The 21,450-nt window shown below is 68.7% G+C and carries 21 protein-coding genes and 3 pseudogenes; 13 read left to right on the forward strand and 11 right to left on the reverse strand.

All coding sequences use genetic code 11. The features are described 5' to 3' along the window. Positions 1-202: 202 nt before the first annotated feature. Positions 203-325: a hypothetical protein gene (locus A4E84_RS45155; RefSeq protein WP_257784313.1), complete on the reverse strand. Its 123-nt coding sequence runs from the start codon at positions 323-325 to the stop codon at positions 203-205. A gap of 333 nt (positions 326-658) precedes the next feature. Here A4E84_RS45155 and A4E84_RS43655 point away from each other — a divergent pair, with 333 nt between their 5' ends. Continuing rightward, positions 659-862: a hypothetical protein gene (locus A4E84_RS43655; RefSeq protein ID WP_174569396.1), complete on the forward strand. Its 204-nt coding sequence runs from the start codon at positions 659-661 to the stop codon at positions 860-862. On the opposite strand, the gene A4E84_RS45380 is transcribed toward A4E84_RS43655, so the two are convergent. Continuing rightward, positions 851-1,471: a hypothetical protein gene (locus tag A4E84_RS45380; protein ID WP_335340811.1), complete on the reverse strand. Its 621-nt coding sequence runs from the start codon at positions 1,469-1,471 to the stop codon at positions 851-853. The genes A4E84_RS43655 and A4E84_RS45380 overlap by 12 nt on opposite strands. A gap of 620 nt (positions 1,472-2,091) precedes the next feature. Here A4E84_RS45380 and A4E84_RS00075 point away from each other — a divergent pair. The 4 genes from A4E84_RS00075 (at position 2,092) to A4E84_RS00090 (ending at position 5,463) form a co-directional block, all read left to right on the forward strand. Further along, positions 2,092-2,355 carry a helix-turn-helix transcriptional regulator gene (locus A4E84_RS00075; protein WP_062924569.1) on the forward strand — a complete coding sequence of 88 codons (264 nt, stop codon included), beginning with the start codon at positions 2,092-2,094 and terminating at the stop codon, positions 2,353-2,355. A gap of 218 nt (positions 2,356-2,573) precedes the next feature. Then, the gene (locus A4E84_RS00080) at positions 2,574-3,401 is read left to right on the forward strand and encodes a DUF6083 domain-containing protein (protein WP_335340812.1); all 828 of its coding nucleotides are present in this window, start codon (positions 2,574-2,576) and stop codon (positions 3,399-3,401) included. Beyond that, positions 3,398-3,886 carry a hypothetical protein gene (locus A4E84_RS00085; RefSeq protein WP_062924570.1) on the forward strand — a complete coding sequence of 163 codons (489 nt, stop codon included), beginning with the start codon at positions 3,398-3,400 and terminating at the stop codon, positions 3,884-3,886. Before A4E84_RS00080 ends, A4E84_RS00085 begins: the two co-directional genes overlap by 4 nt. Before the next feature lie 107 nt (positions 3,887-3,993). After that, positions 3,994-5,463: a UvrD-helicase domain-containing protein gene (locus A4E84_RS00090; protein WP_062924571.1), complete on the forward strand. Its 1,470-nt coding sequence runs from the start codon at positions 3,994-3,996 to the stop codon at positions 5,461-5,463. Between the two features lie 197 nt (positions 5,464-5,660). On the opposite strand, the gene A4E84_RS43190 is transcribed toward A4E84_RS00090, so the two are convergent. Beyond that, positions 5,661-6,161, reverse strand: coding sequence for a hypothetical protein (locus A4E84_RS43190; RefSeq protein ID WP_162494360.1), 501 nt, complete (start codon positions 6,159-6,161; stop codon positions 5,661-5,663). A 1,513-nt stretch (positions 6,162-7,674) separates the two neighbouring features. On the opposite strand from A4E84_RS43190, the gene A4E84_RS00100 reads away from it, so the two are divergent. After that, the gene (locus tag A4E84_RS00100; protein ID WP_062931197.1) at positions 7,675-7,890 is read left to right on the forward strand and encodes a DUF6207 family protein; all 216 of its coding nucleotides are present in this window, start codon (positions 7,675-7,677) and stop codon (positions 7,888-7,890) included. On the opposite strand, the pseudogene A4E84_RS41840 reads toward A4E84_RS00100, so the two are convergent. Together A4E84_RS41840 and A4E84_RS00110 are read right to left on the reverse strand one after the other, a co-directional pair. Further along, positions 7,873-8,172 (reverse strand): annotated as a pseudogene (locus A4E84_RS41840) (integrase core domain-containing protein); the annotation flags it as partial. The gene A4E84_RS00100 and the pseudogene A4E84_RS41840 sit on opposite strands and share 18 nt — an antisense overlap. Before the next feature lie 72 nt (positions 8,173-8,244). After that, positions 8,245-8,580 carry an ankyrin repeat domain-containing protein gene (locus A4E84_RS00110; protein WP_062931198.1) on the reverse strand — a complete coding sequence of 112 codons (336 nt, stop codon included), beginning with the start codon at positions 8,578-8,580 and terminating at the stop codon, positions 8,245-8,247. 212 nt (positions 8,581-8,792) lie between these two features. Here A4E84_RS00110 and A4E84_RS00115 point away from each other — a divergent pair, with 212 nt between their 5' ends. The 3 genes from A4E84_RS00115 to A4E84_RS00125 all read left to right on the forward strand — a co-directional run bounded on the left by A4E84_RS00115 (position 8,793) and on the right by A4E84_RS00125 (position 11,654). Then, a complete protein-coding gene (locus tag A4E84_RS00115) occupies positions 8,793-10,268 on the forward strand; it encodes an NF041680 family putative transposase (RefSeq protein ID WP_237304718.1) in 1,476 nt (491 codons plus the stop codon). Positions 10,269-10,300: 32 nt separating this feature from the next. Beyond that, entirely contained in the window at positions 10,301-10,567 is a 267-nt protein-coding gene (locus A4E84_RS00120) for a hypothetical protein (protein WP_062924574.1), read from the forward strand. 280 nt (positions 10,568-10,847) lie between these two features. Further along, positions 10,848-11,654, forward strand: a complete 807-nt coding sequence (locus A4E84_RS00125; protein ID WP_107308240.1) for an IS5 family transposase — start codon at positions 10,848-10,850, stop codon at positions 11,652-11,654. Here the strand turns inward: A4E84_RS00125 and A4E84_RS40035 are convergent. Both A4E84_RS40035 and A4E84_RS40040 read right to left on the reverse strand, forming a co-directional pair. Next, the gene (locus A4E84_RS40035) at positions 11,572-12,102 is read right to left on the reverse strand and encodes a hypothetical protein (protein ID WP_079128790.1); all 531 of its coding nucleotides are present in this window, start codon (positions 12,100-12,102) and stop codon (positions 11,572-11,574) included. The genes A4E84_RS00125 and A4E84_RS40035 overlap by 83 nt on opposite strands. A 130-nt stretch (positions 12,103-12,232) precedes the next feature. Continuing rightward, positions 12,233-13,068 (reverse strand): annotated as a pseudogene (locus A4E84_RS40040) (IS5 family transposase). Between the two features lie 41 nt (positions 13,069-13,109). Between A4E84_RS40040 and A4E84_RS00140 the strand changes: the two are divergent. Then, positions 13,110-13,478, forward strand: a pseudogene (locus A4E84_RS00140) (HNH endonuclease family protein); the annotation flags it as partial. 341 nt (positions 13,479-13,819) lie between these two features. Here the strand turns inward: A4E84_RS00140 and A4E84_RS00145 are convergent. From A4E84_RS00145 to A4E84_RS00160, 4 genes are all read right to left on the reverse strand, one after another. Then, positions 13,820-14,581: a hypothetical protein gene (locus A4E84_RS00145; protein ID WP_062924577.1), complete on the reverse strand. Its 762-nt coding sequence runs from the start codon at positions 14,579-14,581 to the stop codon at positions 13,820-13,822. Continuing rightward, a complete protein-coding gene (locus A4E84_RS00150; RefSeq protein WP_062924578.1) occupies positions 14,581-16,698 on the reverse strand; it encodes a hypothetical protein in 2,118 nt (705 codons plus the stop codon). Before A4E84_RS00150 ends, A4E84_RS00145 begins: the two co-directional genes overlap by 1 nt. A gap of 28 nt (positions 16,699-16,726) precedes the next feature. Continuing rightward, on the reverse strand, positions 16,727-17,323 hold the full coding sequence (locus A4E84_RS00155; RefSeq protein ID WP_062924579.1) for a helix-turn-helix domain-containing protein: 597 nt from the start codon (positions 17,321-17,323) through the stop codon (positions 16,727-16,729). A 93-nt stretch (positions 17,324-17,416) separates the two neighbouring features. Beyond that, positions 17,417-18,199: a hypothetical protein gene (locus A4E84_RS00160; RefSeq protein ID WP_159029526.1), complete on the reverse strand. Its 783-nt coding sequence runs from the start codon at positions 18,197-18,199 to the stop codon at positions 17,417-17,419. A gap of 1,010 nt (positions 18,200-19,209) precedes the next feature. On the opposite strand from A4E84_RS00160, the gene A4E84_RS00165 reads away from it, so the two are divergent. The 3 genes from A4E84_RS00165 to A4E84_RS00175 all read left to right on the forward strand — a co-directional run bounded on the left by A4E84_RS00165 (position 19,210) and on the right by A4E84_RS00175 (position 21,450). Beyond that, entirely contained in the window at positions 19,210-19,644 is a 435-nt protein-coding gene (locus tag A4E84_RS00165; RefSeq protein ID WP_159029527.1) for a J domain-containing protein, read from the forward strand. 350 nt (positions 19,645-19,994) lie between these two features. Further along, positions 19,995-20,492, forward strand: a complete 498-nt coding sequence (locus tag A4E84_RS00170; protein ID WP_062924582.1) for a hypothetical protein — start codon at positions 19,995-19,997, stop codon at positions 20,490-20,492. A gap of 145 nt (positions 20,493-20,637) precedes the next feature. Then, positions 20,638-21,450 carry a hypothetical protein gene (locus A4E84_RS00175; protein ID WP_159029528.1) on the forward strand — a complete coding sequence of 271 codons (813 nt, stop codon included), beginning with the start codon at positions 20,638-20,640 and terminating at the stop codon, positions 21,448-21,450.

Below are 21,450 nucleotides of genomic sequence, written 5' to 3' on the forward strand. Positions count from 1 at the left end.
GGAGAGGGGAGTGACGCGGCGGGACGAGCTGGGGCCGGTTTGCCTGCTGCGCTGAGATCATTGAGGAGTTCGTTGGCAGCTTCGTGTCCGGAAACCAGGGTGCGCAGCGCGGGTAGGTCAACGTAGCGGTAGCTCTGCGGCGGTGGAAGGAGCCCGTGCGGCGCAGGTGAGCCAGCGGTACGGCGTCGGTCAGCAGGCGGGGCTAGTCCATGAGGAGGGCAGAGGCCTGGGCGGCGCCGTCCGTGTAGGCGGTGTGTTCAGCCCTGCTGACGCCGCAGGCGGCGCGGTGCTGGCGCCATACCTGGGCGGGTGTGGCGGTGTCCACGTCGGCGAGGCGAGCCGTTCCCTCCGCCGCATCGACCGCACGGGCGAGTGGCTGCCCGTTTCGGTAGCCGTGCAACTTCTCCAGGACACAACTCCCCGAGGGAGTCCTTCAGAGAAACTGCGCCATCTTGAAATAGCTGATCAGGTGCTGGGGTGACGCAGTGTCGGGGTGCTCGTGCTGGTTCCAGGGGCGGGTTTGTTGGATTCCGGTCCGTAGTCGCGGGTGCCGCTCCTACCCTCCAGCGCATGATGGACCCGAGGTGCTGGAGCGGATCTCCGCGCGGCGTGCGGAGCTGGACGGACTCGAGAACAGCGGGAGAAGCAGCTAGCGGAGGTGCAGGACGAGCGGGACGAGCTCGCCGTGGCCGAGCGGGTATGGCAGTGGATGCGCGAGCAGCTCGCCGACGAGCGCACGGAGGCCGACTCGCCGGTCGTCCAGGTGGCGGGGCATGGGCGAGGCGACGATCCCGTTGTGCCTGCCGGTTTTCGCCGTGAAGACCCCGGCAAGCGCCACAAAGCAGCGACCTCAAGAAGTTGATGGCGCCTGACCTCGCCGAATGCCAGGGCGGGCAACAGCTCGATGCCGCGTCTTCCCCTGAAGGCCCGCCAGACTCCAATGCAGATCTCCCCAGTCTCTGCAGGTCTGCCAGGACTTGAGCAATCCGGTCACGGCCAGCTGATCAAATGTGCTGACCAAGTCAGCGGGTTGGGTTCCGCAGGCGCGGGCCATCTGGTCGAGCCCTGTCAGACCGGTTCCGGTGTCCGGGTCGGCGTGTGCAGTGAGGTAGAGGCTTGCCAGCTGCGGCAGTGGGCCCGCCTTCGCCCCAGCCGTCGAGGGGCTGGCGACACGGAGTGCCCAGTCTGCTGCCTGCGTGCGGTCGGGGCGTGCGGGGGCCTGGCTGAGCAGTGCGGCATCGAGTAGTTCAGCCCCAACTTCGCTGGCGGCGCTTGCCGGGCTGATACGCAGCCATCGTGCATGTTCCAGCTCGCGCCACAGGTCTGGGGTGTCGAGGCGGAGGCTGCGCAGCATGCCTTTGGGTAGGCGGACCTGCATGGCTGTGTCCACGCGGAGCGCGCACTGCAGTGCGAGCAGGCGTGCTGCGGCCGGGGTGCTTTCGGGCAGCGCGGCAGCCAGGTAGCTGAGCATTTCGCGAACTCGGACCCGCTCGCCCGGGCCTCTGGGGATCCGTCTGCGGCGCCGGGGTGCTGTGGGCTCCGGGGCGCGGACGAGGGTTGTGTCGGGGACGACGGCGGCGTGTGTTGTTGCTGCGGCGCAGGCGCTGCAGGCGTCGGCGAGTCGCCAGAGTCGTCCGCCGCGTTCGCGTGCGAGGAGGAGGTGGATGGGGCCGGCGCAGCCGCGGTGGCGGGGATGCCAGCGGCAGCCGCGCTCGTGGCATCGACAGGTCCGCAGGTGGGGCGGGAGCAGGTCACCACGTGCATGTCGTGCGAGGTGCGCGAGAGCGGCCGAGCGGGCGGAGCCTGCGGTGACCTGTCCGCTGCCGCGCGGGCATTGGCGGCATACGAGGAGAAGCCCGCTGGGGTGTGGGCGTAGTTCCACGGTCCAGGTTCGTGGTGTCGCCGGGCATGCTGTGCGCAGCCTCATGGGCGCGTGTTCCTCCTGTTGCGTGCGCGCCGGTTTCGTCGGTGGCTGTGGGGCGACGGCCCACCATAGTGCAGAGGTCTGCCCTCTCGCCGCTGCCGCCACCTGCAGAAGTAGGGCAGAGGTCTGCACTGACAGGGCAGGGGTCTGCACCGTCGGATGGACGGGTGACGATCTTGCCGCCCGATCCGGACCTCGACGCGCTGCGGTTGGAGCTCGCGCGTCTGCGGGCCGCGCGCGGGTGGACCTACGACGAGCTCGCCGCCCGCAGCGGCCTGGCCAGGCGCACCGTCATCGAAATCGAGCAGGGCCGCACCATCGGCACGCTGAAGACCTGGCACGCGCTCGCCCATGCGCTGGGCACCCCGTTCGACGAGCTCTTCGGCACGCTGTGCCGCGGGCACGACCTGCCGGGAGCGAGCGGGGACTGAGTCCTCCGTCCGAGCGGCCACGGCGGATCACCCGAACCGACGAGACCACCTCGAACGTGCGCATGATCATTCGCATGCCAGTCGCATAACGTGCGGCCAGGCAGGTGACCCTGCGGCAGCGCTGCCGCAGGGTCGGCGTGGTGGCTGGCAGGTTCGCGCGCATGCGCTCCACACCTCCCCCATCGCGGCACTGGGACGGCAGCCCCATCACCCATCGCGTGCGCCGTTCCTTGCAGGTCACCCCCAACGGCGCGAGCCGGCTGCTGCGCTGCGGCCAGAGCGACCGGTGCCGCGAGTGCGGCAACCGGATCGAGTGGTACCACCGCAGCGACCGCCGGCCGGTGCGTCTGCATCCCCACGAACTGCCGACCGCCCAGGTACCAGTGGCGTGGCGCTGGCATGTCAGCTCCGGCGTCGCCAACCCGGCCGGGGACGGCAGCAGCTGGTGCCGTCTGCCGCACGCCGCCGTCTGCCCCGCCCGGGACACTCCCCCACCTCTCCCCGAGCTGGCCGGACTGCGCCGGTCGCTGGCCGTTCGCTCGCGCCGCCTGATCGACACCGGCACCTTCACCCCTGCCCCGGCCTCGCCGGACAGTCCGCCATCACGGCCAGCCGTCTGCCGGCCAGCCCGGCCCATCGTGCAGCTGCTGTACGTCCGTTATCTCGCCGCCCGGCCGGTGGACGAGATCCTGTGCGTCGCCCAGACCCGGCGCCGCCACCGCTGCACCAGCCCGCTACTCACCTCCGACGCCCCGGCCGGCACCTGGAAGCTGATGCCCACCACCGCGGCGGACGGCCAACTGGCCCTGCCCGCCGACGTGATGGCGGTATACGACCTCAGCCGCCTCCCCTACGCCGAGCAGCTGCGCTGGCGCGCCCAGCGCTGTCCGCAGCATGCCACCACCCCGACGGCCGCCGACCTGGCGGTGGCCGACTTCGAGCTCTTCGACCCGATCCGCCACCACACGCACATCCACACCCGCCTGCCCGCCCCCGCCCGACGCCCCGGCCCTGCGGGCCGTGCACGACAGGCAGCCCGACCGTGACACCGCACCACGCCGTCGAGATCACCCTGACCCGACCAGCCACCCACGGCGAACTTAGCGCGGCATCCGATGGCGTGCCTCTGGCCGCGAACGCGGACCGCACACGCCTGATGGCGCTCCACAGTGCACGCCATCCGGGCGGCGCCCTGCATGCGCTGCGGCGTCGGCTGGGTACACGCTTGCCGATCGACGTGCTGACCACGCACTATCCCGACCGGCACGGCCAGGTCGTGATCAACATCGCACTCAGCCAGGACGCCGACCAGGCCCTGCGCCAGGACGCCGCCGCCGTGGGACAGCGTCCCCAGGACGTACTCCGCCAGCGGGTGAGCGCAGGTGTTGCCCGGGACCAACAAGAACGCGCCCGCCGCCTGGAGAAACGGCTCGAGAGCCTGCTCGCCCGCCATACCCCTGAAGAGGTCCTGGCCTGCGCGGCTGGCCTCCTGCACGGCCGTCAGCACCGCCGCACATCGACAGCCCCGTAACGGTCCTCTTCTCTCCCCTTCCCTTCGCGTACAACGCGGCGGCGGCGATCTCTTTCCCTCCGCTCTGCGCCTCTCTCTTCTCTCTTCTCTCTTTCACGGAGCCCTCGTTGCGCACGCCCACCGATGAACAAGCCCACACCGTCGAGGCCTTTGAGGCAGGCCACCATCTCGTCATTCAGGCCGGCGCCGGAACGGGGAAGACCAGCACGCTCGGCCTGCTCGCCGCCAGCACCCGCCGCCGCGGCCGCTACCTCGCCTTCAACAAGGACATCGCCCGGGACGCCGCCACCCGCTTCCCCCGCACCGTGGTGTGCAAGACCGCCCATGCAACGGCCTACGCCGCCGTCGGCCACCGCTACACGAGCCGGCTCAACAGCCCCCGCCAGCCCGCGTGGAAGACCGGCCAGGCACTCGGCATCACACACCCGGTCCGCATCGGCTCCCACGAGATCAGCCCCAGAGCGCTGTCCCACACCGTACTGCGGACCGTGACCCGCTACTGCTACTCCGCCGACCGCACCCTGGCCCGCCACCACGTACCGAATCTGCGTGGCCTGGACACCGCAGACGAGCACGCCCAACTCGCACAACAGGCACTGCCGTTCGCCCGCAAGGCCTGGGCCGACCTGCACGACCCCGATCAGGGTGTGGTCCGCTTCGAACACGACCACTACCTGAAAATGTGGGCCCTGACCGAACCGAGACTCGAAGCGGACTTCCTCTTCCTCGACGAAGCCCAGGACACCAACCCTGTTCTGGAGAAGGTCTTCGCCGCCCAGCGCGCCCATGCCCAGCTCGTCATGGTCGGTGACTCCGCCCAGGCCATCTACGGCTGGCGCGGCGCCAGGGACGTGATGACCGGTTTCGACGCCATGCCCCTCACCCTGACCCGCTCCTTCCGTTTCGGCCCGCTGATCGCCGAAGAAGCCAACCGGTGGCTGGCGCTCACCGACGCCCCCATCAGGCTCACCGGCACCGAGACCATCCCCGCACAGGTCGGCGACCTCGACTGCCCCGACGCAGTGCTGTGCCGCACCAACATCGGCGCCATGACCGAGGTCATGCGCCTGCTCGGCGACGGTCACCGCGTCGCACTGACCCGCGGCGGGCACACTCTGGCCGCACTGGCACTCGCGGCCCGCGACCTCAAGGACGGCCGCCGAACCTCCCACCCCGAACTCGTCCTCTTCAGCTCCTGGGGCGAGCTGCAGGAGTACGCCGAACACGACCCCGCCGGCGGTGACCTGCAGCCCTTCGTGGACCTCGTCGACACCCACGGACCCGACGCCATCCTGGCCGCGATCAACCAGCTCACCGAGGAGAAGGTCGCCGACGTCACCGTCTCCACGGCCCACACGGCGAAGGGCCGCGAATGGCCCACCGTCAGAATCGCTGACGACTTTCCCCCGCCCAAGGACACCGATCAACAGGACGCGCACGGCCGCCCGATCCCCGAGCCGGTCAGTGACACCGATGCCCGCCTCGCCTACGTCGCTGTCACCCGCGGTCGGCATCACCTCGACCTCGGCGGCCTGTCATGGATCGGCACCCACCCCGCCACACCTCCGGCCGCCTGAACAGTGCGCGAGCGAAGGCCCGCGGAGGCTTGGCCGCGGTGCCGCGCAGCTTCACAGGTTTCCGGCTACCTCTTCCGGCAGTCCCACAGTCCAGGCAACTGGAGGATCGGGGAGGAACCGCTTCTCGGGGGCGTCTGCAACAACGTCCAAAGATCAAGGGCCTGTTTCAGGTGAAGGGTGACGTAGCGGTGCCCGAGTCACTCCGGCTGATGATCGGGGCCGCCGAAGTCTGGGCTGCTGTAGTCCGGACTGGTGAAACTCGGGCGCTGCCCCGGGGCTCCGCTATCGGGACGCGAAAAACCGGGGCGGTCGTAACCGAGGCGCGGCATACGGCTGGTCGGCGCTGGCGGCGCAGACAAAAGGGCTGCAGCACTGTCAGGGTCGGTCAGTGCCTCCCGCAGGAAGGGCAGGATGCCGCGCTCCAGCAGAGCCTTGCGCCACGCTTCTCTGGCTCGCCCCACCTTTTCGTTTATCTCGCCGTATGACATGTCATCAAGTGAAGACGGCCGACGACGGGAGATGGCCCAAACGAGGACAAGTGCGCCCGCAGCAACGGCCCCCGACACCAACCCAGCCGTGATCATGGGACGGGCGGCCTTCGACGCTGCATTGAACAGCGTGAGGGCGAAGCCAGCGAGGAGGAAGATCGCAGTGACCGTTGCGGACAGGACGGCGGCAGGCAGAGCGAAGAACGACAATGCCCTAGATTCGCCCGCCTCCCTCGAGGTTTGATCTACTCTGCGGGAATCCATCGCGCCGCCTGCTGGCGCCTCTGGACGTACATGCAGACCAAGCAGCGCTGCCAGAAGGCGACGTCCATAAGACATCCTGGCCCATCGCTGCGCAGCGACACCATCAACTCGGCGGCCGCTGGATGGTCCAGCACTGGGAACGGCCCCGCCGATTCGACGGCCCGGACCTGCTGGGCCAGGTCTGCCTGTGGCCGCCGGGCGGAGGGCGGAGCGAGAAGGGGCCGACGAGGAGGCGGTGGAAGCCCGGCCCGCGGACTGGTGCGCCGGGTCGGGCATTTCCTCGCGGACCTTCAGGTAGTACTGGTACTCCGTCGCTGCGGCCGCTGTGATGAGTGCGGTCGCGTTGAGTGCCATGGTGCGCAGTTGTTCGGGATTGAGTCGCCGTGCGGCTGCGGCCAGTTCAGGGCGATGTGGTGCGGAGCGCAGCGCCTCATCGAGGAGCCGCTCGTACTCTTGGCGGTCCTCGCTGAGCAGGTGCTGCGGAACGCTGTTCACAGCCCCTCCTCCCCCATCACCGGGCCGTGCCGCCATCGTGGCGCGCTGCGCCCATCGATGCCAGATCCCGTCCCGTCGGGCGCGTCGGCAGCCAGCGGGGTACTCGTGGGGCGCGCGGGCTCATGGAGTTGGGCTTCGTCCGCTGGGGGCTCTTCGGGGCCGGGATCCTGCGCGCGAGTGACTGCAGCGGGCGGCCTGGCCGAGGACCGGGCAGTGGGCCGTGAGCTCGGGTTTGGGGCGGAGGGATGGGCCGGGCCCGCAGAAGGCGCGAGCCCGGGCTCCACTGGGAAGAGTGGCGGCCCTACGGCCCCTGCGGGTCCGGTACCGGCCAGCGCGCCGGTGGCAGTGGTCCCGTTCTCTGCCGCCGTCTGCGCCGTCTCAGGCGCCGGGCGGTCACCGGTGATCACCTCGTTCACTGTCTGGACGCGGGTGAGTTGGGTGAGCAGCATGGGAGCCGACATGCCGACAACGAGTGCGGCGTACGCGCCGCTGATCTGTCCTGTGGTGCCGAACAGCACTGCTGCGCCGGCCCCCATGACGGTGTGCACTGCGGGTGCGACGATGTCGGTGGAGGGGTCGAAGTACTCCCGGAACCGCGGGGCTTGGTTGCCCGCTTGAAGACAGGCGAGGCGGACGGCTTGCCAGGACACGAAGCGGGTGTAGAGGTCCACGGCCCCCCGCAGCAGACCGCCCGCTGCGCCCAGCACGATCAACGTTGGGACGTCCACGCTCTCCCCTGGGTGACGGCGCTGACGCCTGGCTGGGAACACTTGGACACTGGGACAGCGTAGAGGCAGGACCAATGTACGAGGAAGGGCCCGATGTCGTTCGTCGGCCGCCTTCGTCCAGGACCGCTTGTGGTGGCCGGGGCAGCCCGCTCTCCCGGCCCGGAGAGCCTCTACCCGGTCGTGTGAAGAAGCCGAAATCGACGGAACTTTGCGGGCGGCCGGGCGTAATGCCATACATGAAGTCGATCAACGAAGCACATGTGGCGCAGCCAGGCCTGGCCGTGGTTGAAGTCGCGGCCGCCGACGACCAGACCGCGTTCGCCATCCAGGAGGCTCTTGCCGGGCGGTGGGCGACCGCGCTGGCGGACGGTGCTACTCGGGTCCCTGGTGAGCCCGGCGTACGGCTGCGCTGCTATCTGGACGTGCGTCAGGAGCTAGGTGAATTGACCTGAAGCGTTGTTCACGGCTGATGGGCGGTTGGCCGCCGAGTGCGGTGTGGAAGCGGTGGTGGTTGTAGGTGTGGGGAGGAAGTCTGCCAGGGCTGCAGTGCGTTCGTCGTTGGCGGTGCAGGGCCGCAGGTAGGCCCACTTGTCGAGCAGGGTGCGGTTGAAGCGTTCAACCTTTCCGTTGGTCTGCGGCCGGTACATGCGGGTGAGCGTGCCGACCGCACCGAGGTCGGCGACGGCTTGCCGCCAGGCGAAGCTCTTGCGGTAGGGCCAGGCGTCGTCCGTCACTGCGGCCCAGGTCAGGAAGTACGCGCACGTGGTGGCCTTCTCGTCGCCGTGACCTTCGCATCGCCTGCACCCTCATCTGTTTTCGGCGGCTCGTCTGCTGATGTGGGTCTGCAGCAGTTTCATCGCCAGGTCGTGGCCGTAGTGGTTGGCCATGTCCATGGGGGTACGGCCGTCTGGGTCTGCGAGCTCCGGATCAGCACCAAAGGCCAGCAACACGGCCGTGGTGTGCACAGTCAACGGCTGCCCGCTCTGCAGGGCCCCATCGCCCTCAACGTCGATCGCGTGCGTCAGCAGCGTCATGTTGCTGAAGACCTCGTCGGGATCGGAACCAGCGGCCAACAACCGGGCCAGGGCCTCAGCGTCCTCCTGCTCGACCGCTTGATGCGCGGGTGTCCAGTAGTCGCTCACCACGGCATTCAACCCTCCCCCACAGCACGCCTGCCAGCGACTATCTACGCCATCACATACCAATTGAGATGACGTCTAACCTTGTCGTTTAACGTCCAGCGTCGAACGCGGCTCGAACTTGATCAGCGTTCTCGCAGTTCGGCGGACGTGTAGGCGGCCTTCGTCTGATCCTGTGCTCCGTCACAGAGTGGATCAGCGCGAAGGCCGTGGTCGTGAGTTTGGTGCATCAGGGCGTCCTGCGGGATGCGTTCGCGGAAGTGTCACGCTTCCGGTCGGAGTTGTACGCGTGTCTGACCACGCGGGGCGACGCGTTGTTCGAGTTGTGCGACGCGCTGCTGTGCACGGACGGGCCGGTTCGGACGCTGGTTGATCTCGCGCTCGCGCCCGAACACCGCCGAGGTCACGGGGCTCTGTACGGCGGACTCAACCAGGGCCGGATCGACGTCGCACGGCTGCGTCGTGCCCTGACCGAGGTGCCGCTGCCGAGGGCGGCGGACGGTCGGCTCGTACTGGCCGTCGATGTCTCGCCGTGGCTGCGACCGGACGCCAACACCTCTGCCAACCGTGCCTTTTGCCACACCTTCGGCCGGGGCGAGGGCAAGCATCAGATGGTGCCAGGCTGGCCGTACTCGGTGGTGGCTGCGCTGGAGACCGGCCGCACGTCCTGGACGGCGGTGCTGGACGCTGTCCGCCTGGAGCCCGGCGCCGACGTCGCCGCCGTGACCACGGTGCAGATCCGCGAGGTCGTCGAGCGGCTAGTCACCGCCGGCCAGTGGCGACCGGGTGACCCGGAGGTCCTGGTCGTGCTGGACGCCGGATACGACGCCCCGCGCATCGCCCACCTGCTGAGTGACCTGCCCGTCGAGATCCTCGGCCGACTCCGTTCAGACCGGGTGATGCGGCGTCCGACACCCTCCCGCGAAGAGTTCCACCTGGCCAACCCCAAGGGCGGCCGGCCACCCAAGCACGGCGGCGAGTTCGTCTTCGGTGACGCCGCAACCTGGGGCACCGAGCAGGCCGTGACCGCCACGGCCACCCGGCTCTATGGGAAGGCGACCGCGCAGGCATGGGACCGGCTGCACCCGCGGCTGACCCACCGGGCCGCATGGCTCGACCACAACGGGCCGCTGCCCATCATCGAGGGCACCGTCATCCGCCTAGCCGTGGAGAAGCTGCCCAGCGGCGGAGTCAACAGGCCGGTCTGGCTGTGGTGGTCGCGAATCGGCGCCACCGAAGCGGACGTCGACCGCTGCTGGCAGTCCTTCCTCCGCCGCTTCGACATCGAGCACACATTCCGCCTGTTCAAGCAGACCCTCGGGTGGACCAAGCCCCGGCTCCGCAGCTCGGAAGCGGCCGACCGGTGGACCTGGCTCGTCATCGCCGCCTATGCCCAGCTCCGGATCGCCCGCCCGCTGGCCACCGACCTTCGCAGGCCCTGGGAAAAGCCGACCGAGCCGAACAAAATGACACCCGCCCGCGTCCGCAGAGGGTTCAGAAACCTGCACGCGAAGACCGGCTCACCCGTCGGCGCACCGAAACCCTCCCGTCCCGGCCCAGGCCGACCGCCCGGCTCGAAGAACCGCTATCCGGCTATCCGTCATGACGTGGGACGCGTCCTCGCCACCGGCGAGGCATACAGCCGTCCCGCCCACCACAAGGTGGGCACCAAACCCCGCAGAACAGGCTGACGAGTGACACAGAGGGCCAGCACACTGAGCGCATGCGCTATGAGGAGAGAGCCAAGCTCACAGTCGTGAAAGTCCTGGTCCAGCTGGCCGTCCTTGTCGCCTCACCAGTGCTGCTGATAGCAGGAGCACCGATCCGCCGCCGCTATCTCCGCTACGTCTACCGCGATGAGGCCCCGCAGATCCTGGACAAGGAGCGAGGTCGGGTCAGCGCCCACTACTTCGTGGTCACCAACCCAGTTCTGCAGTGGCTCTGCTGGCCCACAGAATCACTCGCCCGTCTCATCGAGAGCCGAGGTTAAACGACAAGCTAACTGGCTGTTCTCTATCCGCTCGTGGAGTCGATCGGGTTCGAACAGGGGCCTGGTCCGGGTGAGTCGGCCGGTGAGGATGCATGGAAGAAGGGCCTCTTGGTAGCTCGCGGATGTCGAGTCCAGCGAGGAGCAAGAGGCCCTGTTGTCGAAGTGTCGCGTGGTCACGGTTGCCGGGTCCAGTACGTCCACTCCTGGGTGTGACTGTCTCGCCCACAGGTTCGGGAACGCGGCCGACCTCCCGGGGCGTCGGCCCCGGTACGGCTCGGACATGAGCGATGACGAGTGGGCCCTGGTACGGGATCTGCTGCCGGTGCCGGGATGGCTGGCCGGCCGGGGCGGGCGGCCGGAGGGCTACTGCCACCGGCAGATGATCGACGCGATCCGCTACCTCGTCGACAACGGCATCAAATGGCGGGCGATGCCGTCGGACTTCCCGCCCTGGCCACGGGTGTACGCCTTCTTCGCCCGCTGGCGGGATGCGGGACTCGTGGCCGAACTGCACGACCGGCTGCGCGGTGCCGTCCGCGAGGCCGAAGGCCGTGATCAGGAGCCGAGTGCGGCAGTGGTGGACTCTCAGTCGGTGAAGGCGGACGCCACCGTCGCCCTCACCTCGCGGGGCTTCGACGCCGGCAAGAAGATCAACGGGCGCAAGCGTCACCTGCTCACCGACACGCTCGGTCTGCTGCTGGCCGTGCTGGTCACACCGGCCTCGGCCACCGACCGGGACGCCGCCCGCATCCTGCTGCCGACGGCCAAGGGGCGCTTCGGGCGGCTGACACGGGTATGGGCCGACGGCGGTTACACCGGCCATCTCGGCGACTGGAGTGCAGCACAGCTCGGAGTAGTCCTCGACATCGTCCGCCGCAGCGACGACACCCGCGGCTTCCGCGTCCTGCCCCGCCGCTGGGTCGTGGAACGATCACTCGCCTGGTGCCTGCGCAGCCGGCGCCTGGTGCGTGACTACGAGCGGCGCACCGACACCAGCGAAGCCGTCATCCTGTGGTCGATGACCATGCTGATGAGCCGCCGCCTGGCCGCCCGGCACCGGTGTCCTGTTCCGGTGCGGGCGGCATGAACCTGCCCGGTTTCGGTTCCACCAGCCAGCCCCGTTCCACCAGCCGCTTCAGCCGGGCCCTCGCACCTTCGACCCGGGAGGCGGACGCGCTGTCCCAGCCCAGCACCACCGCTGCCCGCCGGGCACCCAGCCCGTCGGCTCCCGCATCGACCGCGGCGGCCATCAACGCCTGATAGTCCGGCGACAGCTCCTTCACCTCGCTCGCGTGTCGCCGGTGAGGAACCGCCCGGCGCGGTCCGACCGGCTTCCTCCGCGACACCTCACCGGCCATGTCGGCGGGTGCATCCGCCTCGGCCAGCGCCTCCAGATACTGCTCCAGGCCGATCACCCGGCGCCGGTGCACCTCTTCCGCGTCCGCCAGAGCCGTCCGCACCCGTTCCAACTCGGCTTCGAGTTGCTTCACCTGCGCGGCTGCGGCCTTCTGCCGTGCCTCCAGAACCGCCCGCATCGACGGCATCCGCCACCCCCACGACCTCTCGCCCGGCAACAAGCCAAGGCTCCCGCGGCAGCAGCTACTTCATGTCTGACCAGCGAGGACGTCACACAAGGTTCGGAAAGAGAACGGCCTCTTAGAGGTGCTAACAAAGGCGTTGGACGTGTCGGTGGGTGATGAGACAGGTGGCGAGGCCGAGTAAGGCTTCATGGATGTCGTCGCGTCGTTCCCAGCGGATGCGCAGGCGGCGGAAGCCATGCAACCAGGAGATGGTGCGCTCGACGACCCAGCGGAAGATGCCCAGGCCGGAGCCGTGTGGCTGGCCTCGTTCGGCGATCATGGGCCGGATGCCGCGTTTCCACAGCTGTCGCCGGTACTTGTCATGGTCGTAGCCGCGGTCCGCGAAGAGCAGGTCTGGCCGTCTCCGCGGCCGCCCGACCGTGCCGGCCACGGGTGGAACCTTGTCCAGCAGCGGGATCAGCTGAGTGACGTCATTGCGATTGCCGCCGGTCAGCGACACCGCGAGCGGGATGCCCTGGCCGTCCGTGAGGACGTGGTGCTTACTGCCCGGCCGTGCGCGGTCGACCGGGCTGGGCCCGCTTTTGGGCCCCGTCGGGCCGCCCGCACATGGGAGGAGTCGATCACCGCCCTCGACCAGTCCAGCTGCTTCGCCGACCGCAGCTTCTTCAGCAGCACCACGTGCAGCTTCTCCCACACACCGGCCTCGTTCCAGGCGGCCAGGCGCCGCCAGCAGGTCATGCCCGAGCCGAAGCCCAGCTCCTGGGGCAAGTACTCCCACTGGATGCCCGTGTGCAGCACGAACAGGATCCCGCACAGGGCTTGTCGGTCCGGCACCCGCGGCCGGCCCGCCATTAGCTTCGGCCCCGGCTCGGGCAGCAACGGCTCGATGAGCGACCACAGTTCGTCCGACACGATCCACGGCCGCGACTGACGTTTCCCCACGACCAGACCAACGACCACCCAAGCCGAAAGTCACATGATCAACAACTTCTGTTAGGACCTCTTACTACGACCAGACCGCGGTGACGTCCGCCTCCGGCCTGGACATCGACCACATGGTTCCCCTGGCCGAAGCCTGGGACAGCGGCGCCTCCGCCTGGACCGCGCAGCGCCGCGAGGCCTACGCGAATGACCAGGGTGCCGAGGCCAGCCTGGTCGCGGTCACCGCCCGCTCCAACCGCAGCAAGGCCGACCAGGACCCCGCCCAGTGGATGCCCCCGGCCTCCGACGTCCACTGCCGGTATGCCGTTGAATGGACCGGCACCAAGCTCCGCTGGAACCTCAGCGTAGATGACGCCGAACGTACCGCCCTCAACGACCTCGCCGCCGCCTGCCCCAACCAGACCGTCACCTACACACCCGCCGCTTAGCCCACCGGCCTGCTGGTTGTGCCATGGCATGGCATAGGTAGCGGGGACGACTTGGTTGCGCGGCAGCCTCGACGAGCTCCGTCGGGGCTGCCGCGTTCCAGAGTCCGGACCGGAACCGTATCGGACTCGCCATACGCGGGGGTCAGACGCGGCCGTCGGCGGTGTGGAGCAGTTCGTCGGCTGACCTGTGCTTGGCTCATTCCGAGCGCGGCGGCGAGGTAGGCTCGCATTTCCCCTGCCATCCGTTTGAGTGCGGCGATCGCGGCCTGTACTCGTTCCCCGACAACCTCACCATGGCGTTCAACCTACCGCTGTCCGTGCCAGGGTGTGTCTGCACCGCGTCACGCCCGGATGGGGCCCGGTGCGGTGTCTCGGGGTCGGTTGGCGGGGCGCCAGGTGCGGATTTCCAGGTGGAGGATGTGGGCGTCCGCGCGAATGCGCCCGGTTTCCACGAGCCATTGGTGGACGGCTGCGGTGACGTCGCCAGCTGCGGCGTTGACGCGGCGGGCGAAGTCGGCGGCGTCGAAGCCGCCGGTCTGGGCGGATCCGTAGGAGCGCTCTTCAGTGTGGTCAGCGCGTTGGATGACGTCGCGGCGGATGCCGGGTGAGTCGGTGCGGCTGCCGGAGGGGAGTAGGTAGCCGGTCTTGGCCAGGCGGACGGTGAGGGCCAGGCGTAGGCCTCGGCGGGCGGCTTCGGCGATCAGCGGGCGCAGGCGGGCGGAGCCGGAGGCGATCGCCTGGGCGCCGACGCGGCCGGTTCCAGATCCACTGGGTGTGATGAGGACGGCTTTGCCGCGGACCCGGGCGTGGGAGCCGGAGGCGGTGGTGCGTCGCTGGGTGTGGCGGGCGGCGATGGCGGCGAGTTCGGGCAGTTCGGTGATGCCGGCGGTTTCGATAGCAGTGAGGACTTCGCGCAGGGCCGTGACGAAGGCGGCTCCTTTGTTCTTTGTGTAGAACTGCGAGACCAGGGAGGGGTCGCGGTTGATGATGCGGGCGATGTCGCGTCTCGTGTAGCCGACGTGTTGGATTCGGTCGGCGAGTCGCGCGGCTTCGTTCAGCTCATCTTGTGGCGTCGCCTGTTGGCGGCGAGAGCGGGGGGGCATCAGGTCTCCTGGCCGGGGGAGGCGAGGGCGGCGCGGCCGGCGTCGCGCAGAGCGAGGAGGTCCTCTTCGGTGGTGGGTGCTGTGAGGGGACCGTTGAGGTGGCCTCGCAGCAGGTAGTCTCCGGGCTGATGGTGGTAGGGCCAGTTCTGCGGTGTGGTGAGGTAGACGGCGTCGGTGCGGAAGGCGACGACGCTGCCGGGCGGGGTGTGCAGGGCTCCGGCGTAGGTGTCGTCGTCGCGGTGGCGCTGGGTGAGTAGGGCGGCCCGTGCGCCGGACCAGATCGCGGCTGTCCATTCGGGGTGGGCGTTGGTGTCCCGGCTGTAGCCGCTAGGGCGTTGCCAGGTGATCAGTTCGTCGTCGAAGCCGATGATTTCGGCGTCGGGCGGGACGTCTCGCTCCATGGTGCGGGGGGTGGTGCCGGTGACCATGCGGGGGCGTTGGGCGAATGCTCCGATGCCGTACAGCAGGATGGCGCGCACCGCGCGGGAGGCGAGGTGGGCGGCGCGGGCCTGCTGGGCGTCGCCCTGAAAGTGGGCTTGGGCGGAGAGGTTGGTCCAGGTCTCTTTGAGTTTCTTGGCCCAGTCGTCGAGTGGTTTGCCGTTCTCCCACAGGATGCCGTCCAGGATCTCGACCTTCCACGGTGTGATCGGGTTGGACAGAGCGGTGTGGATTTCAGGGCCGCCGGCCCAGGTGGTGAAGGTGGTGCGGGGCTGGCTCGGGTAGTGCCAGGCACGCTCGCCCGGTGCCGGGGCGGGTAGGAGGCCGACGTGGTTCCAGGTGTCGGGAACGGTGACCCGGACGTGCCAGTGGCCGCAGCCGTACAGGGCCCGGTTCTGTTCTTTCTCGCTCCAGGCGGCGAATGTGGCGGCGGTGATGCGGCGGGGGGTGCCGACCGGAGATTTCCAGGTGTGCTTGGCGTAGGCGAAGGTGCGGTCGTATTCGACGAGTTGGGGCAGTTGGGCGGGGACGCGGGGTGGTGTGATGAGTTCGTTGCGGCCTTGTCCTGCGGTGGCGTGCAGCAGGCCGCGTAGTTCCTCGGACAGGACGGGGAAGCCGTCGGCGTACTGGCCGCGTTGGGGGATAGTGCGGGTCCACAGGTCGCGGCCGGTCTGGGAGGGGGAGCCCATCACGACGGCGTCAGGCCAGTGGCGGCGCAGCGTCTGCCACAGGAGGACGAAGGCGTCGCGGACGGTGGCGGGGTCGTCGCCGTCGAGGTCGAACCATTCCCCCACCGAGCGGATCTCGCAGTGCTGGCTGCCGTCTTCGCGCTGGTAGCGCCCTACGGGGTTGCGGGCGTGGACGAAGTGTCCGGCCATCCGGTCGCGGCCGCGGCCGGTGTCGGTGCGCCAGCCTGGGGTGGGGGCGTTGAGCCAGGCGGCGACGGCGTCGCGTAGGTATGGGTAGCGGTCGGCGTTGCGGTGCCAGGGGGCGCCTGCGGTGATGTAGATGCGTTCGGCGCCTTCGGGGAGGGTGTCGGAGACGGCGGTGAGGATGTCGGCGGCCGTCTGGTTGCCGAGGTCGAGGTGGTGGGTCTGGTGGCGGTGCACCAGGACGCCGGTGGTGGTGTCCAGGAAGACGGTGGAGCGGGCTTGCTGGGTGAAGTTGGGCCGGGTGGAGGCTAGACCCGCGGTGTGGGTGCACCAGGCGTCGCCGGCTTCGCCTTCGGGGATGGAGGGCAGGCTGCGCGGCGTATTCGGTGTCGTAGGCGCCGCTTGCTGGGGGCCGTGGGTGTTCTCAGCGGCCGGATCCGGTGAGGGTGCGGACTGTGGATCGCGGGTGGTGACGTTGGCGGGGGCCACCGCTGCTGTCTGGTCGACCGGTTCGGGCTCGCTGTCTGCGGCGGGGGCCACGGGTTCGGCGGCTGAGGGCTGCGGTGGGGATTGATCGGCGGCAATGCTGTCCGGGGCCAGGGCCGGGGCGAGGGAGACGATGTCGGCCACGCTCAGTCCGGCTGCCGGGGCGATCCGCTCGGCCTTTGCCTTCTCGTAGGAAGCGAGGTGGGCAATGCGCCGGTCGCGTTCGCTTTCCAGCCGGGTCAGTTCCGCCCGGGCTTTCTTGATCTTGTCCCGCACGGTGCGCAGGTCGGCGAGAGCAGTGTTGTAGCTCTGTGCGTCCATCGGGGCTTCCTTGTCCGTGCCTGGGAGTTCAGCCGGTGGTGTTGGTGGGGACGTAGGCGATCGCGCCACCCGAGTGGGAGGTGAGCCGGGCGCCCAGCAGCAGCTCGGCGAGCCGCTGGTCGGCGTCCACAGGGGAGGTGATCACAAGCTGCGGAGCGGCGAGGTCGGTGATGTAGCCGGCCAGCCGGGCGTCGGGGAAGGCGCACCGTCCCTGGTTGTTCTTCTCCCACCGCTCCAGGCCGGTAAGGACGGCCACCACGTAGCCCGAGAGGGTCACCGGCAGCACTCCCCCAGCCGCGACGCTGGCCGCGTCGCATCGCCACCAGCCACGCAGCGCCTTGAGGATGTCGTCGGGGGTGAGAGAAGTCGCGAAGCCGATCCAGGCCCGGTCTGGCTCGCCGACTCGCTGGGCGGCGTTGACCCGCAGTACGGCGATCTCCTTGGCCTCGATCCGACCGAGGGCTGCATGGTGGCGTGCGCTGAGGGATTGCACTGCAGTGAGGGGGATCATGACCCGCACGCCGCGGCGAGAGAGGCCGGGCAGCAGTCCGGCCTGCACGAGGCGTCGGAAGGTGGTGACAGCGCAGCCCAGCTCCTCGGCTGCCTGCCCGGTTGTCAGCAGCACCGAAACCACACCCCTATATGCGCACTCTGATATCTGATTAGGCATCACAGTAGGAGTTGTTGGAGGTGCTGTCAAAGGAGCAGCGTCGTGGGTCTATCCCCCGTGCTCCCAGGCCTCTTCCACAGCGGGCCCGTCAGCGTCGATCTTGAGGAGGCGGGAGGCGATACCGCCCTGGTTGCGGCCGAACTCCTGTGCCAGCTCGGCCAGCGATGCGCCCGTTACGCAACATTCGGCCAGGCGCTGGTCTTCGGTACTCCAGGGTTCGTAGGCGTTGGGGTGGGTCTTGCGCTTTTCGGCGACTGTGTAGGCCTTGGGTTTTTTCTTCGGTTCGGCGTGTGGGGCGGGTACGTCGTCGACCGGGAAGGGGATGAGGTTGAGGCGGTACAGCGCCCAGCGCAGGGCCTTCTCCCCGCGCCCCAGGGATTCGGCCATTTCTTGCAGGGAGGTACCGGCGAGGAATGCGGTGCGTAGGCGGTCCTTCTCCTCATGGGTCCATCGGGCTCCGCGACGGGATGGTTTGGCCTTCGGGTCGGGAGCGCTGGCCTGAGCGGGGATCGCGGGGGTAGCGGGTGCCGCAGCCTGGGTTGCCGGTCGCTTGCGCAGGGCCGCCCAGTCCGGTTCGTAGGTCGTGGGGAGTTGCTCACGGAAGGCATTGAGCAGTCTCAGGTAGGCATAGGTGTCGGCCGTGTCGGCGCTGTGCTGGCCGGCCTCCCAGTCGGACATGACTTCTGGCTCCTCATTGAGGGCGTCGGCGACTTCCTCGATGGTGGCTCCCCACAGTTCACGCAGTCGACGCCGTTCTCCGGGCGGGGGGAGCTGCGGGGGCCGGGGGCCTTGGTTGAGCAGATGGTCCTGAGAAGTGATGTGCGCGTCCATAGTGTGCCTGTCAGGGGTATCGGTGACGGTGTTGCTGCCGGACCGTCGGCGGCTGCGCCGATCGCGGTTGCGGGCAAGGACAGGAGTCCGAAAGAACGAAGGAAGGTGTACGGCACTTGGGCACGCCCGGACCATCAGCTCCGCCGCCCGGGCCGGGGATGCCGGCGCCGAGGGGCAAAGACCTCCGCCTGGTCTCGGCCTCAGCGCCTGAGGGCGGGGTGTGGCCACCCGCTCCGCTGGATCTCAGCATGCCGCACCAGCAAAGATGTGCGGCTGCGCGCAGGGAACGATTTTTCTGATCTCGTATGCCATGTGACCTGTGCGGATTCGGGGAGCTGATGCAGCGGGCTGCTCCCCGAAGGGGGATGCTTACGAACGTATGTCCCATGTGTGGGCTGCCTTGGCCTGCTTGGGGACTCGTTGCATCGGCGCGAGATCGCTGATGCGGCCCGGCCCGCCGCGGTCCAGGTTTGGGTGGTGTGCGTCTGGTTCGGGATGCCAGCCCAGCCGGCTGCTGTCAGGTATGGGCCGCTCGTGGCTCCCTCCGGCTCGGTGGGGCTGAGGTCGCCGGCATCCTCCCGACCGCTCTTGGCGGACTTTCGCGCGACCTGCGTTACGAATCGGGCGGGAGCATGCGGCCCCCGCAAGCGGTGGATGTTCCTGAGGTCTGGACGTGTAGTCAGGGCAGGTTGTCCGCAAGCGCAGGCGTTACGAAAAGCAGCACTGCGGGGTGTGGCGCTAGCGCTGGGGCACAGGCTTCGCGCCCGTCACGTCTGCGCAGGCCAAGAGGGGTGCAGGGTTCTGTGCGCAGGGGCGTTGCGGGTTGGGTGGTGACACGCATGAAGCCGACGCACGGACCGGTCTGCAGGCCGCGAGCGGTGTCTATCTGGCGGCGGAGAAAGGGGGCCGGAACCGTATTTAGGGTCCCTCCTTGGCGTGACGTGTCGCGGTTCGTCTGATGGCCGCTTCTGCGGTGCGGTAGCCGTGGTGGCAACACGGATACGGAGGACATGGACGTGGTGCGTCAGGTGCGCTCAGTTCGAGCGCGTGAAGGTGTGGCCATTCAGCGGTTCAAGTGCGCTTGGTGCGGGCTGGGATGGAATCGGCTCCCGAAGCCGGGCAGAGCCCCGCGTTTCTGCTCGGACGCCTGCAAGCAGGCCAGCTGGCGCGAGAAGGCTGCCGTTGCCCGCCGCATCCGGGACGAGCAAGTCGCTCTCTTCCACGCCGAGTTTGATCAGATCACCGCGGCAAAACCGCTGCCCCTCACGCGGGTTGTGCCTCTGCTGCACGGGCTGGCGGGTTCGGATCCGTCGCACGGGCTGCCCGTCTCCCGGCTCTACAGGACCGCGGCAGCGGCCTGGCATCCCGACCGCCCGGGCGGGAACCACAAGGTGTTTCAGCTTCTGCAAGAGGCGCACCGGCTGGCCCGGCTGCACGCACTGTGATCCCGTCGGCGCTGGCACCGCAGCCGGCTTTCACAGGATGGGACGGCCTCCCGCGACGAGGACTGCGTGAGTGCGGCTGCGGTACCAGAGCAAGCCGCCGGTTCGCCTGGGCACATGTCTGTGTCCCGGTGAAGCCGGAGAGCCTGCGCCTCACCCGATGGTGGGATTCTTCTGAGGCCTGTCATTCCTGTGGAACTACCGATTCATGCAGGTGGAAGCGGCGCGCTGAGCGCAGTGGCGGGGGTTGGGGCTGTGCGCAGGTTCTGACACGGGGCCAGGAGCGGCGGCTGCGCCCCTAGACTCGCCCCCCGACAAGCGGCTTCTTCAAGATCCGGGGGGGGGAACCGGCCGTGCAACTGCCCGCTCTGCACAGCATGCTGCATCAGGCCAGCGAACTGGCGGCGACGAAGAACGCCTCATTCGAAGCGGTGTGCCGCCGTGAAGAGGACGCGGAACGTGTGCTGGCGGAGGTGCGCGCCGAGAAAGCGGTGCGAGCTGGCTCGGCGCAGAGCGCCAACGAGTTGGTCACCGCTCTCCAGGAGAAGATCCAACGGCACACGGCGAGTACGGGCCCGAAGACGGGGCCCGACACCGCCGAGGAACCCGGCCATGGTGATCCACCGACTGTACGGGCATCCATCCAACGGGCGACCCGCGAACTCCTGCTGGAGCAGGGAGAAGCGACGACGAAGGAAATCCGTGAGCACATCGAGAAGGTGCTGCCCCACGTGAACGTCAAGAGCACGAGTCCGGAACTGACGCACCTGGTGAAGCAGGGGTTGCTCGTGCGCCCGCGCGGGGGCGTCTACCGGCTTGGCGGTGAGTGGGCCAGGGCCGAAAACCGCTGAATCAGCTGGCCTGAGCATGCGCGAAAGACCGAACACCGCCGGTGTGTGGTAGCCCGGCGGTGTCACGGTGCGCATGTAGTTGGCCTCACGCGCCCCGTCACTATACCCAGCGTGCGGAGGGCGGTGCGTGGTGTGTCATCCGCACGTGCAGCAAGATCAGAAAGGCCTCACGCACATGGAAAGTCTGTTCTCTCACGCCGGTGGCTCTGCCCCTCCCGATGCTGTCTGCGCCGAGTCCTTGAAGGAGGTCGTTGTCCGCTCTTCCGTATCCGGGCAACGGACATCTCCGACCGATCGCGCCAGTGTGCGGCGCCAGTGGCAGATCGCGCTGAATGCCGCCCTCGACAGCGGCGAGGAGAGGCGCACTATCTCTAGCGCAGACGTGGCGCGCAAGGAGGATGTGACCACTGAAACCGCCACTCAGACTCTGCGGTTCTGCTGTGAGGTAGGTCTGTTCAGCGGCGGGCGCGGGAAGTTCGCGGTCACCGAGGCCGGCTGGACCGTTGTGCAGCGCTGGCAGGAAGACCAGACCTACGCGCGGCTGCTGCTGCAAGGGGTTTTCGTTTCGCACTGGTCGGTTCCAGTGGCGGATGTCGCGTTGCGGCCCGGTCCGTTGCCGGCGGAGGAGTTGGGCAGGCGCCTTCTCGGCGACCTTCCCGGCAAGCCGCGGCGCGGCATGTACCTCGTGGAGTGGCTGGCGCTGGCGCTGTTGGTGCACCGCGACCAGCAGGGCATGGTGTGGCCCGCGCCAGCATTGAGGGCGGCGGCCAGCTCAGGAGTTGGGGCTCTGCCTGCTCCGGTGCGAGAGGCAGAGCTTGAGCAGCCTTCCGGGCAGGACTTGGATGCCTTGATGGGCATGACCAACCGCAAGCTGGACGAGCTCGACGAGCAGGATCCCCAGCGTTTCCGGGCCTTCCTTGACAACCTGACCCAGCTGGTGAAGTCCTTGCCGGCCTGA

The sequence above is a fragment of the Streptomyces qaidamensis genome, assembly GCF_001611795.1.
Classification (GTDB): domain Bacteria; phylum Actinomycetota; class Actinomycetes; order Streptomycetales; family Streptomycetaceae; genus Streptomyces; species Streptomyces qaidamensis.

Excerpts from the sequence above, each read along its gene's own strand:
- A4E84_RS40035 (WP_079128790.1), bottom strand. The coding sequence starts at position 12,102 with ATGCGGGCGGTTCTGGAGGCACGGCAGAAGGCCGCAGCCGCGCAGGTG.
- A4E84_RS45380 (WP_335340811.1), bottom strand. The coding sequence starts at position 1,471 with ATGCTCAGCTACCTGGCTGCCGCGCTGCCCGAAAGCACCCCGGCCGCA.
- A4E84_RS00100 (WP_062931197.1), top strand. The coding sequence starts at position 7,675 with ATGAAGTCGATCAACGAAGCACATGTGGCGCAGCCAGGCCTGGCCGTG.
- A4E84_RS00120 (WP_062924574.1), top strand. The coding sequence starts at position 10,301 with ATGCGCTATGAGGAGAGAGCCAAGCTCACAGTCGTGAAAGTCCTGGTC.
- A4E84_RS00125 (WP_107308240.1), top strand. The coding sequence starts at position 10,848 with ATGAGCGATGACGAGTGGGCCCTGGTACGGGATCTGCTGCCGGTGCCG.
- A4E84_RS00165 (WP_159029527.1), top strand. The coding sequence starts at position 19,210 with ATGGACGTGGTGCGTCAGGTGCGCTCAGTTCGAGCGCGTGAAGGTGTG.
- A4E84_RS00145 (WP_062924577.1), bottom strand. The coding sequence starts at position 14,581 with ATGCCCCCCCGCTCTCGCCGCCAACAGGCGACGCCACAAGATGAGCTG.
- A4E84_RS00150 (WP_062924578.1), bottom strand. The coding sequence starts at position 16,698 with ATGGACGCACAGAGCTACAACACTGCTCTCGCCGACCTGCGCACCGTG.
- A4E84_RS00160 (WP_159029526.1), bottom strand. The coding sequence starts at position 18,199 with ATGGACGCGCACATCACTTCTCAGGACCATCTGCTCAACCAAGGCCCC.